8 protein-coding genes are annotated in these 15,634 nt (G+C 34.9%); 6 read left to right on the top strand and 2 right to left on the bottom strand.

Features of this window, described 5'->3' with window-relative positions; translation table 11 throughout:
* The first annotated feature begins 466 nt into the window (after positions 1 to 466).
* Together ACN0U3_RS02335 and lysS are read left to right on the top strand one after the other, a co-directional pair.
* The gene (locus ACN0U3_RS02335) at positions 467 to 2,584 is read left to right on the top strand and encodes a zinc-dependent metalloprotease (protein ID WP_417264988.1); all 2,118 of its coding nucleotides are present in this window, start codon (positions 467 to 469) and stop codon (positions 2,582 to 2,584) included.
* 224 nt (positions 2,585 to 2,808) lie between these two features.
* The gene (lysS, locus tag ACN0U3_RS02330) at positions 2,809 to 4,524 is read left to right on the top strand and encodes a lysine--tRNA ligase (protein ID WP_417264987.1); all 1,716 of its coding nucleotides are present in this window, start codon (positions 2,809 to 2,811) and stop codon (positions 4,522 to 4,524) included.
* 280 nt (positions 4,525 to 4,804) lie between these two features.
* On the opposite strand, the gene ACN0U3_RS02325 is transcribed toward lysS, so the two are convergent.
* Entirely contained in the window at positions 4,805 to 5,014 is a 210-nt protein-coding gene (locus ACN0U3_RS02325; protein WP_299202097.1) for a hypothetical protein, read from the bottom strand.
* 244 nt (positions 5,015 to 5,258) lie between these two features.
* On the opposite strand from ACN0U3_RS02325, the gene ACN0U3_RS02320 reads away from it, so the two are divergent.
* The 4 genes from ACN0U3_RS02320 (at position 5,259) to alr (ending at position 13,429) form a co-directional block, all read left to right on the top strand.
* Positions 5,259 to 8,414 (top strand): ATP-binding protein, encoded by a 3,156-nt coding sequence (locus ACN0U3_RS02320; RefSeq protein WP_417264986.1) that lies wholly within the window; start codon positions 5,259 to 5,261, stop codon positions 8,412 to 8,414.
* Positions 8,415 to 8,617: 203 nt separating this feature from the next.
* Positions 8,618 to 10,273: an SBBP repeat-containing protein gene (locus ACN0U3_RS02315; RefSeq protein WP_417264985.1), complete on the top strand. Its 1,656-nt coding sequence runs from the start codon at positions 8,618 to 8,620 to the stop codon at positions 10,271 to 10,273.
* Positions 10,274 to 10,577: 304 nt separating this feature from the next.
* Positions 10,578 to 11,153, top strand: a complete 576-nt coding sequence (locus ACN0U3_RS02310) for a thymidine kinase (protein ID WP_417264984.1) — start codon at positions 10,578 to 10,580, stop codon at positions 11,151 to 11,153.
* A complete protein-coding gene (gene alr, locus ACN0U3_RS02305) occupies positions 11,150 to 13,429 on the top strand; it encodes an alanine racemase (protein WP_417264983.1) in 2,280 nt (759 codons plus the stop codon). Before ACN0U3_RS02310 ends, alr begins: the two co-directional genes overlap by 4 nt.
* A 312-nt stretch (positions 13,430 to 13,741) precedes the next feature.
* Here alr and asnB read toward each other — a convergent pair whose 3' ends face one another.
* Positions 13,742 to 15,589 (bottom strand): asparagine synthase (glutamine-hydrolyzing), encoded by a 1,848-nt coding sequence (gene asnB, locus ACN0U3_RS02300; protein WP_417264982.1) that lies wholly within the window; start codon positions 15,587 to 15,589, stop codon positions 13,742 to 13,744.
* Positions 15,590 to 15,634 lie beyond the last annotated feature (45 nt).

Here is a 15,634-nt window from a genome sequence, read left to right as displayed (position 1 = left end):
CTAAAAGTACCATAGGTTCACATGGGAATAAAATTCTGTGGTTATAAAAGTAGTTGACCATTAGATTTTTAGAAGCTAAAGCGAGATGCACAACTCCCGAGACCTGTCGGGAGCAAAGTTTTAACTTTTTCTGATACCAATAAAGGTGAAAATGAAGGCTGTTCCATTTGGAGCAGCCTTTTTTAATTATTAGAATTCAAATAAAGAAAGGCTTTAGGCAATAAAAAGCTTGACAGTTTATGGAATGAGATTTAGGATTCAAACAATAGACGGTTTTTTGTGTTCTATATATAAATTAATGCACAGTTCGTTTAGAAAAAAAGATTTAAATTTATGTTTTAACGTTTATTTTCTTTTGAATCGGTCACTTAATCAACAAATAGAACCGTTTAAAGAATGATAAAGGTAAAATCTTCCAAAACGCTGTATATTACAGACGCTAAAAATTTATTATTAAAACGCAATTATGAAAAAAATATTATTATCCGTTGCAATTGCCTTTGGAGCATTCTCTGCGACTTATGCTCAAGAGCCATATCCTTGCCACACGGATGAAAAAACAAAAGAATTCGTGGACGCTTTATCTCCAGAAGAAAGAGCTCAATACCTAGCAGAAAAAGAAGCGAATGAACTGTTTATACAAGAATACATCGCCAACAATCCAATTTCAACTTCAAACACAGTTGAAAAATCGGATGTCATTCTCTATACTATCCCAGTCGTTTTTCACATTATTCACCAAGGTGGGCCTGAAAACATTTCTGATGAGCAGGTGTTAAATGCACTACAGCACATGAATGACGATTACCAGAAATTAAACGCAAGCGCATTTCAAGTCGTTCCAGAATTTCAAAGTCGTGTTGCAGATATTCAAGTTGAATTCAAACTAGCTAAAAAAGATGGTTCTGGGAACTGCACCAATGGAATTACAAGAACTTTTTCAAGTGCTACCAGCGGTGGAGATGGTTCAGATAGAGTTTCTGCGGTTCAAGCAGAACATGGAAACTGGCCAGGAAACAAATACATTAACATCTTTGTCGCCCAAGATATAGGTGGAGCCGCAGGTTATACAATGTACCCAAACAACTGGTTGGGTGGAAGCATGAGTAATGGAATCCATGTCCTTCATAATTATGTGGGAAGTATTGGTACTTCAGGTTCAAACGGTGCACACACATTAACTCACGAAGTTGGGCACTGGTTAAACCTTCCTCATTTATGGGGAGATTCTAATGATCCAGGTATTGAATCAAACTGTAATATTGATGACGGAGTTGCTGATACACCACTCACTAAAGGTTGGACAACTTGTAACCTAAGTGGAACAACATGTGATGGAAACCTAGACAACGTTGAAAACTTTATGGAGTATTCTTACTGCTCTAAAATGTTTACAGAAGGACAAAAAGCACGTATGCATGCAGCTCTAAATAGTTCTACAGGAGGAAGAAACAACATCCACACAGCGGCAAACCTTGCAGCAACAGGTGTGAGTCTTCCAGAAGTACTTTGTACAGCAGATTTTGATGCTGACTATAAAGTAGTTTGTCAAGGACAGACGGTAACTTTTGATGACCTGTCATATAATGCAGTTACTTCAAGACAATGGAGTTTCCCTGGCGGAAGTCCAGCAACTTCTACTTCAGAAAACCCAGCGATTACCTACAATACTCCTGGAACATATGAAGTTCAACTAACTGTTTCTGACGGTTCTTCAACTGAATCAAAAACAAAAACAGCGTTTATTACTGTTTTAAACGATGCTGCATCATTGCCTTTTACAGAAAGCTTTGAAGGAACTAACAATATCGATTATTCTTTTTGGTTGGTTGAGAATCAAGGAAATAATGCGGCATTTGATATCACAACATCAGTTGGACATACAGGAAACCACTCTGCAAAACTAGGAAACTTTGGTCAAGCAGCAGGTAATAAAGACGCCATTATATCTCAACCTATTGATTTATCATCAATTTCTAGTCAAGTAACCTTAAGTTTCCGTTATGCATATAGAAAAAGATCTGCATCAAACGAAGAATGGTTAAGGGTATTTATCACCAATTCTTGTGGTGAGTCATGGGTTCAGCGTAAAACACTAAAAGGGAGTAACCTTGGAAACATTGTGGCTTCTGGTGATTGGGCACCTAGCTCTCCTGCGGACTGGGTAACGGTTCACATGGCGAACGTAACTTCGTCTTATTGGGTTGATGACTTTAGAGTGAAATTCGAATTCGAGTCTGATGGAGGTAATAATTTCTATATCGACGACATTAATATTTACTCAGGTAGTTCTTCAAACGAACCTTCTTTAAATCTTGAGGACCACGAATTACTGAAAGCATTTAATGTTTATCCAAACCCTGCAGACAACATTGCAAATGTGTCTTTCACTTTGGAAAAAGACCAAAATGTAAACGTATCATTAGTCAATATGATGGGACAAAACATCCAATCACATACAGTACAAGCTAACAATGGTCAAAACTTAGTAATGCTAGACATTGACACTATTGATGCTGGTGTTTATTTTATCAACGTTAACGTAGGTGGAATGAAGCAAACTAAGAGATTAGTAATTCAATAAAAAATACACACTTGTGATTAAAGCGGACAAGTGATTGTCCGCTTTTTTTATGCACTATTTTTTTAATCAGTGCTATGTGATAGAGTTGAAGCAAGAAAGGAATGTTTTACCCACTTTTTAAAAAGCAATATTTAGTATTAAATAATACTAGATTATGAAGATAAATTAGTATAATAACTATCTTTACACATTAAAATAAATTTTAAATCGGTTAATTAAAAGCTATGAGCAATTTAGAATTGTCTGACCAAGAATTACAACGTAGAGAAACGTTGACAAAATTACGTGAATACGGAATAGATCCATATCCTGCGGCATTATACCCTGTGACGGATAAAGCCAAACAGATCAAGGAGAAGTACGAAGAAGACAAACAAGTTGTTATAGCAGGTCGTTTAATGCGACGTAAAATCCAAGGTAAAGCTTCCTTTGGAGATTTACAAGATGATACAGGGCGAATCCAGGTGTACTTTAACCGTGATGAAATTTGTCCAGGAGAAGACAAATCACTTTACAATGATGTATTTAAAAAACTACTTGATTTAGGTGATTTTATTGGAATCAAAGGAAAGGTATTTAAAACACAGGTAGGAGAAATTTCTATTAAAGTAGAAGAGTTTACCATGCTTTCAAAATCTTTGAGACCGCTACCCCTTCCAAAAACAGATGCAGATGGGAAAGTACACGATGCGTTTACAGACCCAGAATTAAGATACCGTCAACGCTATGTTGATTTAGTGGTAAACCCACACGTGAAAGACATTTTTGTAAAAAGAAGTAAACTCTATACAGCAATGCGTAATTTCTTTAACGACGCTGGGTATATGGAAGTTGAAACGCCAATTTTACAACCTATCCCTGGCGGTGCTGCTGCACGTCCATTCGTTACACACCACAATGCTTTGGACATTCCTTTATACATGAGAATTGCCAATGAATTGTACTTAAAAAGATTAATCGTAGGTGGATTTGATGGTGTCTATGAATTCTCAAAGAACTTCAGGAACGAGGGGATGGACAGAACTCACAATCCAGAATTTACTGCAATGGAAATTTATGTAGCGTATAAAGACTACAACTGGATGATGGAATTTACAGAGAACCTCTTAGAACATTGTGCTGTTGCCGTTAATGGAAGCTCCAAAACAACTTTTAATGGTCAAGAAATTGATTTCAAAGCACCTTATGCAAGAGTTACCATGCGTGACTCTATTCTTGAGTTTACAGGATTTGACATTAACGGAAAATCTGAAGATGAACTAAGGGCAGCATGTAAAGATCTTGGAATTGACGTTGATGAAACAATGGGGAAAGGGAAATTAATTGATGAAATCTTCGGTGAGAAATGTGAAGGAAACTACATTCAACCCACCTTTATTACAGATTATCCTAAAGAAATGTCTCCTTTGTGTAAATCTCACCGAGACAACCCTGAGCTTACAGAGCGTTTTGAATTGATGGTATGTGGAAAAGAAATCGCCAATTCTTATTCAGAGTTGAACGATCCTATCGACCAAAGAGAGCGTTTTGAAGAACAAGTTCGCTTAGCCGAAAAAGGAGATGATGAAGCAACAGAAATGATTGATCAAGACTTCCTACGTGCTTTAGAGTATGGAATGCCACCTGCAGCAGGATTAGGAATTGGGATGGACCGTTTAATTATGTATTTAACTGATAATCCAGCAATTCAAGAAGTTTTATTCTTCCCGCAAATGAAACCAGAGAAGTTCGGAGCGAAGAAAGGACCTGAATTAAAAGAAGATGAGCAACTCATTTTTGATTTGTTAGCCAAAGAGCAAACCATGGATCTTAATGTTTTGAAAGAAAAAGCTGGATTAAGCAACAAAAAATGGGATAAAGGCGTGAAAGGTCTAACCAAAAATGGATTGGCTAAAGTGACAAAAGACACAAATGGTTTGACAATCGAGATGATTGGATAAAGCAATAAAGTGACTCAAAAGGCTTTTATATAATATAATGAGTGGTTACCTCAAAACTAGATAAATAAGAGATATATAGAGTGGGTTTTACATCGATATACCAATGTATGACGCCTAATTCGAAATCTGTAAACAACACAATACTTTCTAGTATTGAGGTAGCTACTTAGATTTAAGTAAAGGGATAATGTAAATAGATAATAAACTCATTTACGTTTAAAACAAAAAATCCGTCTCAAGTATTAACTTAAGACGGACGATAGTGGTAGGTTAATAATTATTAATCAATTTCTTGAACTTTTCCACCCAATGCTTCACATTGTTCAACAAAACCATACTGGTTCCCATTTTCTGCTGCCTCAGCTTTGTGCTGTTCTTCAGTGTATAATAAACCACCATTTTGGGTGTAACATCCTTGTTCTTTCTTTAGACAGGAGGTAGTAAACAACGTGAAGCTTCCCAATGCCATTACTAAAAATACCTTTTTCATTTCATCAATTTTTAAATTAAACAGTGCCGCAAAACTACCTCTAATTACAGTTCTCAATGGGGTGATTTTTCGTCATTAATTGGTGATTTTAACGCATTACTCTTTCATAAAACCAACACTTCTAAAGACATCTATCTCTCTATCAAACGGTTATATACCATACCTCTATCGCTACTATTTTCATGTTTCATATCAAAAAATATAAATTACTATAATTACTTTTGTAAATCAAAAAATGTAGATTTTGACAAAAGCCATCCTGCTCATAATTTCACTCGCCTTCTTTGTTTTCGAACTCTTTGCTCAAGAGGAGAACGTGTTTGAACCTATTCAAGTGAATAAGATTAAAGAACTTGAAAAAGAGATCAACCCTGATAAAAAAAATGCTGACTATGCTTTTCAACTGGCTGAACTTGCCCGACTGTATTCTACCCTAAAACAATTTGACACAGCAATAGCGATAGCTGAGTCAGCTATGCATTTTGCGAAAAATCATAATTTCAAAAAAGCAGAATCTTCAGCACTTTCATCTCTTGGTTCTATATATTTTGATCAAGGTCTATTTGAAAAGTCTCAAAAAACATTGCTTTTAGCTGAGATAAGTTTACAAAATAACCATCAAGAAGAAGAGTTGGGGTTTATTTATCGTTTCATGGGTCAGAATAGTATTCAACTCAAAGATACTGTTGAAGCCTTACATTATTATCAAAAAGGTCTGGCAATTAGTAAGAAATACCAAGATTCTATAAGAATAGGTTTTTTCTACGATTTAATGGGCTACACTTATTATTGGAAAAGAGATTATGAAAAAGCTATTTATCATTTCAAGTTAGCACTCAACATCTTTAAGACCATTAATGTAAATCATCGAATAGCATTAGCCGCCGGAAATATTGGTTTATGTTACTTAGAGATTGGCGATAGACTCAATGCTGTTCAACATTATATAATTGCGGCTAAACATTATCAAATAGATAAGAACAAATCTGGAGAAAAACTCACCAATAGTAAGATTTCTGATATTTATAAAGACATTGGAAGTTTTGACTTAGCTTTTCAATATAATCAGCGCAATAAGGAACTCTATAAACATGAAAAGAATCGACTTATTGATGTAATTACCACAAGAAAGGACGGAGAGATTTATCTTGCTCAAGGAAACTATAAGAAAGCAGAACAATTGCTCTTAAACGCTTTTGACGCTGTCAAAACTATTGATAATTCAAAAGAAAAATCAGATATTACCCTAGAACTTGCAAAACTATATTTTGAGATTGAACAATTTGATAAAGCGATTGATTTTGCCAAAGAGAGTCAAGGTTATGCTGAAAAATTAAACTTAAGTTATGCCGCAATGGAAGCTGAAATTCTTGTTGCAGCTTGCTTCATCCATCAAGGCCAGCACCACAATGGTAAAAACATATTGATGAAGGCTCTAAATTTTTGTTTAAATTCAAAAATAACAGAACAATTACCGTTTATTTACAAAAACCTATCTCATGTAGAAGAGGTTTACGGCAATAATGATATAGCTCTTCAACATTATAAAAAGTACGCTCATTTTTCTAAAGCAGTTGATAAGAACATCTACTTAACAAGCAAAACAATAAACCAATATGAACAAGAAAAGAGAGAAGCAATAGCTAAAGCAAAATTAGAGCAGGAAAAATCAAGACGGAATTATTTATTTATCGGCCTTGCTGTGGCTGTAATTTTATTTCTTGTGTTTATCCGACTTTACTTTTTGAATAGAAAAAACATAAAACTTGAAAAGAAGAATGTAAAACTTCAAAAACAAAGGGTTGATGAACTTGAAAAAATGGAAGAATTCAAATCCAGATTCCTCACCAATATAACGCATGAATTCAGAACTCCATTAAGTTTAATTAAAGGTAATATTGAAATATTAAGTGAAAGGCATAAAAATGAAGGTCTAGAAGAACATTTCAAGGAGATTCAAAATTCAAGTAATAATTTATTAGCGCTTATCAACCAGCTCATGAAACTATCAAAAATCGAAAACAAACAATATCGATTAGAATATACCCAAAACGGTGATTTAATTGATTTTATAAATACAACGCTAAATCTCTTTTATTCTTATTTCCATCAAAAGAATATTGATCTCAATTTTAAAAACCTGACAGACTCCAACTTCAAGGAGGAAAATTTTATTTATTCTGAAGAGGCTATAAAATCAATTTTATCGAATCTATTATCTAACGCATTAAAGTTTACCCCAAAAAATGGTCAAGTAAATGTAGAATTGCACAATGAGGGCACTGAATTTATTGAAATAAAAGTTATTGATACAGGGGTTGGCGTTGCAAAAGAACATACTGAGTTTATTTTTGATCGCTTCTATCAAGCTAACCAGACCCGTCAAAAGGCGTATGAAGGATCGGGAATAGGTCTAGCAATGGTAAAAGAAATGGCCTTATTGCATGGTGGTATGGTAAAAATAGAAACGCAAGAGGGAAAAGGTGCAACTTTTATTGTTCGACTTAAATCTAATAAGGAAGCACAAAGACTATTGTCCAATGAAATCAAAACGGATGATATAATAAACGCACCAACACATATTGAACAGCCATTTGAATCAACAGGAAATTCAGAAAGAGTCGAATTAAGCCAGGAAAAACCAATTGTTTTAGTTATTGAAGATCATCTTAAAATACGAAAGTTCATCACCCAAAATCTTGGAAATCAGTATCGTTATTTAGAAGCAGACAATGGCAAAACTGGAATAAAACTAGCGCAAGAGTATCTTCCAGACCTCATCATTAGTGATATTATGATGCCTGAATTAGATGGTGTTTCCTTGGTTAGAAAACTAAAAGAGAATATGTTAACTTCACATATTCCGATAATATTACTCACTGCCAAAAGTTCGTTTGATGATAAAATCGAAGGTCTAGAAATAGGAGCTGATGATTATCTCACAAAGCCTTTTTCAATTAAGGAGCTTAGGCTTAGAGTTAAAAACATATTAAAGCTAAAATCAGCTTTAAAAAGGGCTTTTTCACACGCTACCAAAATTTCTAAAGAAAAATCGTTTAAATCTCTCAGTAAATTAGATAAAGAGTTTATTGAAAAAATTGAAACAACAATTAGTACTAACATAGATAAGGTGTTATATGGGGTCAACGACTTGGCGGATGAAATGTGCCTATCCAATAGTCAATTAACAAGAAAAATCAAGGCTTTAATTAATCAAACACCAGCTGCTCTCATTAAAACTGTTCGAATAGAAAAGGCTAAGGAACTTATACTAGAAGGATATAGCGTTGCCGAAGTCGCATGGAAAGTTGGTTACGAAGATCCTGGATATTTTAGTAAGGCTTTTAAAAAAGTAGTGAAAAAATCTCCATCTAAATTTAGGGAGGAGAGGATGAAATAAATCAATATAGATTGTTACAGTCATCCATGAAAATAGACCTTTCAAAATGATAAATAATTCAAATAAACGTTTTTTATTTTTCATAATATATTAGGCAAAACTTGTTCCATATTAGAACACCCTGACCAGGTTAAACCCTTGTGGGTCTGACTAATAGGCATGATTTTTGTAAAGATTTAAATGTTAAATTAAATCTAAATATTATGAAGAAATTATTTACACTTTTAATTTTTTACGTACCTTCTGTCATTTTAGTAGCTCAAACATCATCTATTGATTGGGTAAAGAGGATAGGAGGCAATTATGACGAATTCCAAGGAGACATTCATGTTGATAATTCTGGAGATATTATTTATACAGGCTCCTTTATGGGTACAGTAGATTTTGATCCTGGACTTGGAACATTTGAACTCTCATCAAGTGGATACACTACCCCCCCATATATCTCTCCAGATGTTTTTGTTTCAAAACTGGATGAAAATGGAAGTTTTTTGTGGGCAAAGAGCCTAGGTGGAGTGGCGAATGATGGTGGATCTGATGTGGCAACAGACGTAAATGGAAACATTTATATTTCAGGAAGTTTTGTTGGTACTTCGGATTTTAATCCTGATTCAAGTACATATAATTTAACCTCTAATGGTGATAGGGATGCGTTTGTTTTAAAATTAAATTCAAATGGTGAATTTGTTTGGGCTAAAAGTTTCGGTGGTTCTCAAGCAGATGGAATTAAGTCATTAACAATTGATGGTAATGGAAATATCTATACTACAGGGGAATTTAGAGGTACTGTAGATTTTGACCCAGGAAGTGGAACTTATAACATGACTTCTGCAGGAAACACTGATGCTTTTATTACAAAATATGATGCTAACGGCAATTTTGAATGGGCTCAACAACTTGGAAACGCTGGTTATGATACGGGAGAAAGTATTGTTGTTGATTCATATGAAAATATATATTTTACAGGAGGAACATGGAGTTCTGGTAATTACCAAATATTTATTTCAAAAGTAGACGCTAATGGAAACTTTTTATGGACAAAAGAGTTAGGAGATACAGGAGTTGGTCTTGATATTGGGTATTCTATCATTACCGATAACGATGGAAATAACTACACAATAGGTCAGTTTCAAAACACTGTTGATTTTGATCCAGGACCTGGAGAGCATAACCTAACAGCTATGAATGATATATTTGTTTTAAAATTAAATTCAAATGGCGAATTTGTGTGGGTTAAGCAATTTGGAAGCAGCAGTAATGGTTATGGATCCGGATATGACATCACACTGGACCCAAATGGAAATATTTATGGTACAGGTCGATTCGCTCAAACAATAGATTTTAACCCTGGACCTGACGTTTACAACCTAACATCGGAGACAAACAGCTATGATGCTTTCATGTTTAAATTAACAGCTTCTGGAGATTTTGTTTGGGCAAAAAGTTTTGGAGGAGAAGAAATAATAACTGGAACTTCCATTTTTTGCGATAACTCAGGGAACTTATATACTGCAGGTGTTTTTCAAAATAGCGGAAATTTCGACCAAGTCAATGGAGGTGAAATATTAACGTCGTCTGGTGGATATGACCTTTATATACTCAAATTAGAAAATCCGTCTGCTTCCATGACCAAAAACAAACAAAAGCTTCTATCAATTTATCCTAACCCTTCTAAAGGTAAATTACATATAAATGGTAATTACAAATCAGCAGAAATTTATGACCTGAATGGCAAAAAACTATTTTCTTTTGATAATCAATCAACAGAAATTAACATTTCGCAATTTAATAAAGGGCTTTACATTATGAAAGTGTTTTCAACAGATGGAATTTCTACTTTTAAAATAGTGAAAGAATAGAGAAATTAATTATTGAGCTCAATTTTAATAAATATTAAAGTCTTTAAGGAAAAGATCATTAGAAGAGAAATACTCTACTGATGAGCTAAAAGCAGATTTCAAAGCAGCAATGGAAAAAGAATTCGAAAAAAAACTGTAAATAACATTGCACAGCGTATTCAAGCGGGACAATCTCAAATGATGTCCCGTTTTTTTTAACCTACCACTGTTTTCCTCCACGTGTATAACTTTTAATTTCTTCCCTACAAAAAAAGACCAAAAACTTCCACAACTTTGTATTTTTGTAGCAAATCAAAAGTAGCGTATGTTTTTAGAGCAATTCCCAGAAGATGGGAAGTACCGTGGTTGGATAGAAGTAATTTGCGGATCAATGTTTTCGGGCAAAACTGAAGAGTTAATTCGTAGATTGAGACGTATTAATTTTGCTGGTCAGGACTTGTTGTTGTTTAAACCAAGAATAGACAAACGCTATAGTGAAGAATGTGTGGTAAGCCATAACGGTGCTACTTTCGAGGCCATTCAGGTGGATACAGCAAAAGAAATCTTAAACCATTGGTCTTCTGAAAGAATTGTAGCCATTGATGAGGCTCAGTTCTTTGATGAAGATATTGTTAGGGTTGCTAATCATCTTGCTTCAAACGGAGTACGCGTTATTTGTGCAGGACTCGACATGGATTTTCAAGCTAAACCGTTTGGACCTATGCCTTTTTTAATGGCTTCCGCTGAATATGTTACAAAAGTTCATGCAATTTGTATGTCTTGTGGTAACTTAGCACAGTTTTCGCACCGTAAAACAAAAGAGAAAGAACAAGTTCTGGTTGGCGCAGTCCAAGAATATGAACCTTTGTGCAGAGGGTGTTATAATAAAATCAAACATTGAAGTTAAATCTTACACATAAAGAATTAGTCGCAATAGTTTCAGGTGATGCTTCATCACAGCCTGAACATCCAATCGACATTATATATTACGATACTAGACTGATTAACACAAGTCGAAATGGTGTTTTCTTTGCCTTAAATGGTCGAAGAAATGGTCACGATTTTTTACAAAAAGCCTACGATAAAGGAATTCGAAGTTTTGTGGTAAGTCAAGAAGTTGAATTACCTAACGATGCAACAATTATAAAAGTAGACGATACTTTAAGGGCACTTCAACAGGTTGCTAAACATCACAGAAATCAATTTTCCTATCCGGTATTGGCCATTACAGGAAGTTTAGGTAAAACGACCATCAAGGAATGGCTTTACTTTTTATTGGCTGATGAATTCAATATCATTCGCAGTCCGAAAAGTTTTAATTCTCAAATTGGAGTAGCCATGTCATTATTGGAAATGACCGACCAACACGATTTTGCAATTATCGAAGCGGATATTTCCCACCCCAACGAAATGGAGTATATCGAAGATATGGTTTCTCCGACTTTGGGTATTTATACAGGTATTGGACATTTTTATGCTGATAACTTTGAATCACAAAAAGTACATGCAGCAGAACATTTAAAATTATTCAAATACACCAACATCACTTTTGCTTTAAGTGAACATAAAAGCGAACTACGTAGAAATAAAGTCAATGCAGAGCTGATAGATATTGAGGATTGGAAAACGATAGATTTTTCACAACTTTCTTACCCAAACAATAGAATCATCGCATTGCATGTTGCAAATTTCTTGGGCGTTGATCAAGGGAAACTATTAAAAAAGGTACACCATCTTCCTGTACTTTCTAATCGAATGGAAGTCTTTGAAGGACAAGACAACAACCTCATCATTAATGATTCTTACAATATTGATATAGACGCTTTAGAACAAGCACTTTCTTATCAATTTTCTTCAGATGAACGCAAAGACAAAATTGTTGTATTGGACCTTTCCTTTGTCGAGGAAAAAAGAAAACAAGCCATCCTTAATGTCGTAAATAGCTATGCTCCTACTCAACTTTTTCTAATAAAGGACAACAAAGTTCCAAAAGAATTGCTTGAGGTAAAAAATTCAAGTATTCTTTTCAAAGGATCTTACCGCTCGCGATTGAAGGAAACGGTTTTACTGTTTAAAAATAGAAAACATGAAACGTGGGTAGAGTTCGATCTAAAATCCATTGAGCACAATATTCTAACCTTTCAGAAAAAGCTTCCAAAAGAAACAAAGACCTTGGTGATGGTAAAAGCTTCTTCTTATGGTACTGGTGATGTGAATATCCCGCACTTTCTACAACAATTAGGAATAGATTATCTAGGTGTTGCATACACAGATGAAGGAACAACATTACGAGAAAATGGAATTACTCTTCCTATCCTTATTATGAATACGGAAATTGATGCTTTTGAAGACATTATCCGTTTTCAATTAGAGCCTTCACTCTTTTCTGTAGCGCAATTAGAGGCTTTTTGCAAGAGATTAAGACAAGATAAAATCACTGACTTTCCGATACACATCACCGTAGAAACAGGAATGAATAGATTGGGTTTTTACCCAGATGAATTGCCTGAGCTACTAGAGAAGTTAAAGACCTTACCTGAAGTAAAAGTAAAATCGGTCTATTCCCATTTAGCTGATGCTGATAACACTGACGACAGTTATAGCTTGATGCAAATTCAACGTTTCAAGGCGATGAAAAAGCAAATTGAAGAAGAACTGAATTACCCCATTCTATTTCACATCTTAAACAGTGAAGGAACAAGTAAATTTGGGAAAATTGCTGCATTTGACATGGTGAGATTGGGGATTGGCGTGTTTGGATATACTTCCACCGCTAAAAAAGATGAGCTTTTACCAACCATTCGCTGGAAAACTACGATTTCGCAAATCAAAACTATTCAAGCAGGTGAAACTGTTGGTTACAGTAGAACTTTTACTGCAAAGCAAGAAATGAAAATTGCCACCTTGCGCATTGGATATGCTGATGGATTTAGACGAAGTCTAAGCAATGGTGTTGGTGCTGTTTTTATCAATGGCGTTAGCTGTCCTGTTGTCGGAAATGTTTGTATGGACATGACGATGGTTGATGTAAGTCATACCGCTTGTCGACCAGGTGATGAGGTTGAAATTATCGGGGAAAACATCAATATTGAGACGTTTTCAAAACGTTTAAACACAATTCCTTACGAAGTAATGACGAGCATAAATAAAAGGGTATCAAGGGTTTATCTTAGATAATGTTTTAATTGTTAATTATTAATGGTTAACGAGTGATAGTTGAGACTGAGTTTTGATTGTGATAGCTATTGAGCTTATGTGTTTTTCAGAATATAGTTGCCCCTTCAGGGCGAGATTAAGGAACCGATAATTGATGAAGGAATGCTGGTATTAAAACAAAATTTAAAGTTGGTGCTTAGTTAGCCTAGAAAATTAATTTCTACTTTCTAACGGGCTGAATTAACAACATTTGCCAGCGCCCTGAAGGGGCAACTGAATTTCAAAAGTAAAAATCACCAATTCTTCATTATCAATTGACTTTCTCCGCTATCCTCACCCATTCTCCACTCTGTTTTCAACCCACATATTAAACATAATCACCAACCAAAGTTGATTAAACAAATAGGTCTTTCCTTCTAGGTATTGTTTTTTCAACTCCATTATTTCATTCACTTTATAAAAGGAATATTTTGATAATGCTTCTTCATTCACATATTGATCCAACAGTGGTTTCAATTCATTGCTTAACCATAAATTTAATGGAATTCCAAAGCCCCATTTTGGCCGATTAAAAAACGCTGCTGGAATATATTCATAAAGTACTTTTTTCAATAAATATTTGCTGTCACCTCCCTTTCGTTTGAGTTTTTCATCCAAGTTCAGTGAAAATTCTACCAAGCGGTGGTCCAACAATGGAACTCTAGCTTCTAAACCGTTTTGCATAGTTGCCCTGTCAACTTTAGTTAATAAGTCACCTGGTAAATAATATTTTAAATCATAAAAAGACTGCTGTTCACTCACCAACAAAGGACGTTTGGTTTTACCCAACTGTAAAGGCGAATATTCTTCTTGAAAACGGAAATAATGTTTCAATTGCTTGGAGTTGTACAGGCCTTGATCAACAGAAAATATATGAGAAGGCAAATGTTCATCTTTGTTGAAATCAAAATAATGACTTGCGCGTTGTTTATTTATATTTGAAGAAGCCGCTAATCCTTTCTTTAAAAACCAACGCATCGTTTTTAAGGTGGTTAAGCGATCTGCCCAAGTGTACATTCCATACCCCATAAACTGTTCATCTCCCCCATCTCCTGTCAATACCATTTTAACTTTCTCACTGGCCATTTTGGAAACCAAATAGGTTGGTAAAGCCGAAGCATCAGCAAAAGGTTCATCGTACCAACTTGGAATTTCAGCAATTAAGTCTTGAACTTCTCGATGTGTTAGCGTAAATTCATGGTGGTTTGTACCCAAATGTTCTGCAACCTCTTTTGCATATCTACTTTCATTAAATGAAGCTTCTTCAAATCCGATGGAAAAGGTAGAAATAGGTTGATCAGAAAGTGATTGAGCCACAGCTGCGATTGCCGAAGAATCAATTCCGCCACTTAAAAACACTCCAAAAGGAACATCACTTTGAAGTCTACTTTTTACACTTTCTTTCAAGAGTTTGTGATATAGTTTTTTGGCCTCACTTTCATTGGTAAGCGTGCTTTTACTTACTTTTTCTTCAAGAATCCAATACTTATGAATGGTTAATTCAGCTTTGTCCAATTGCAAATAACTCCCTTCTTCTAACTTTCTAACAGCTGCATAAATCGTATGTGGAGAAGGAATATATCCTAGTCTAAAGTAATGTTGAATTGCTTTTTCGTCCCATTTTGTTCGGTCAATATAAGGAGCAATAGCTTTTAATTCTGATGAGAAGTAGAAGGTTTCATCATCCCAGGCATAAAACAATGGTTTGATACCTAATCGATCACGAAATAAAAACAATTGTTCTGTGTTTTCATTCCAAAGGGCAAAAGCAAACATTCCATTGAACTTTTCTACACACTTTGGTCCCCAGGTTATGAAAGCGTACAGAACAACTTCAGTATCCGATGTTGTTTTAAAATCATGACCTTCTTGTTCTAATTGCGCACGAAGGGCTTTGTAATTATACAGCTCTCCATTATAGACCAAAGAATAGTTTTCACAAGAAGAGTGCATAGGTTGGTTAGCTGCCTCACTTAGGTCAAGAATACTTAAGCGCCTATGTCCTAAACCACATGTTTTATTTTGATTAACGAAGAGACCTTTTGCGTCAGGCCCGCGATGAGCAATAGAGTCGGTCATTTGAGCAAGATGGTCATGCTTAACATTCGCCCTTCTATTTACAATTCCAGTAATTCCACACATAGTTATTCTTTGAAAAAAAGACGTAAATTTAAAACCATCTCACTA

Origin of the sequence: Brumimicrobium sp. (assembly GCF_048268645.1) — a bacterium.
In the GTDB taxonomy this organism is placed as follows: domain Bacteria; phylum Bacteroidota; class Bacteroidia; order Flavobacteriales_D; family Crocinitomicaceae; genus Brumimicrobium; species Brumimicrobium ulvae.
Note: the sequence above shows the minus strand (reverse complement) of the source record. Positions and strands in the feature narration are given on the sequence as shown.

What these genes read in the sequence shown, in the direction of transcription:
- ACN0U3_RS02335 (WP_417264988.1), top strand. Translation starts at nt 467, where the DNA reads ATGAAAAAAATATTATTATCCGTTGCAATTGCCTTTGGAGCATTCTCT.
- lysS (WP_417264987.1), top strand. Translation starts at nt 2,809, where the DNA reads ATGAGCAATTTAGAATTGTCTGACCAAGAATTACAACGTAGAGAAACG.
- ACN0U3_RS02315 (WP_417264985.1), top strand. Translation starts at nt 8,618, where the DNA reads ATGAAGAAATTATTTACACTTTTAATTTTTTACGTACCTTCTGTCATT.
- ACN0U3_RS02310 (WP_417264984.1), top strand. Translation starts at nt 10,578, where the DNA reads ATGTTTTTAGAGCAATTCCCAGAAGATGGGAAGTACCGTGGTTGGATA.
- ACN0U3_RS02325 (WP_299202097.1), bottom strand. Translation starts at nt 5,014, where the DNA reads ATGAAAAAGGTATTTTTAGTAATGGCATTGGGAAGCTTCACGTTGTTT.
- asnB (WP_417264982.1), bottom strand. Translation starts at nt 15,589, where the DNA reads ATGTGTGGAATTACTGGAATTGTAAATAGAAGGGCGAATGTTAAGCAT.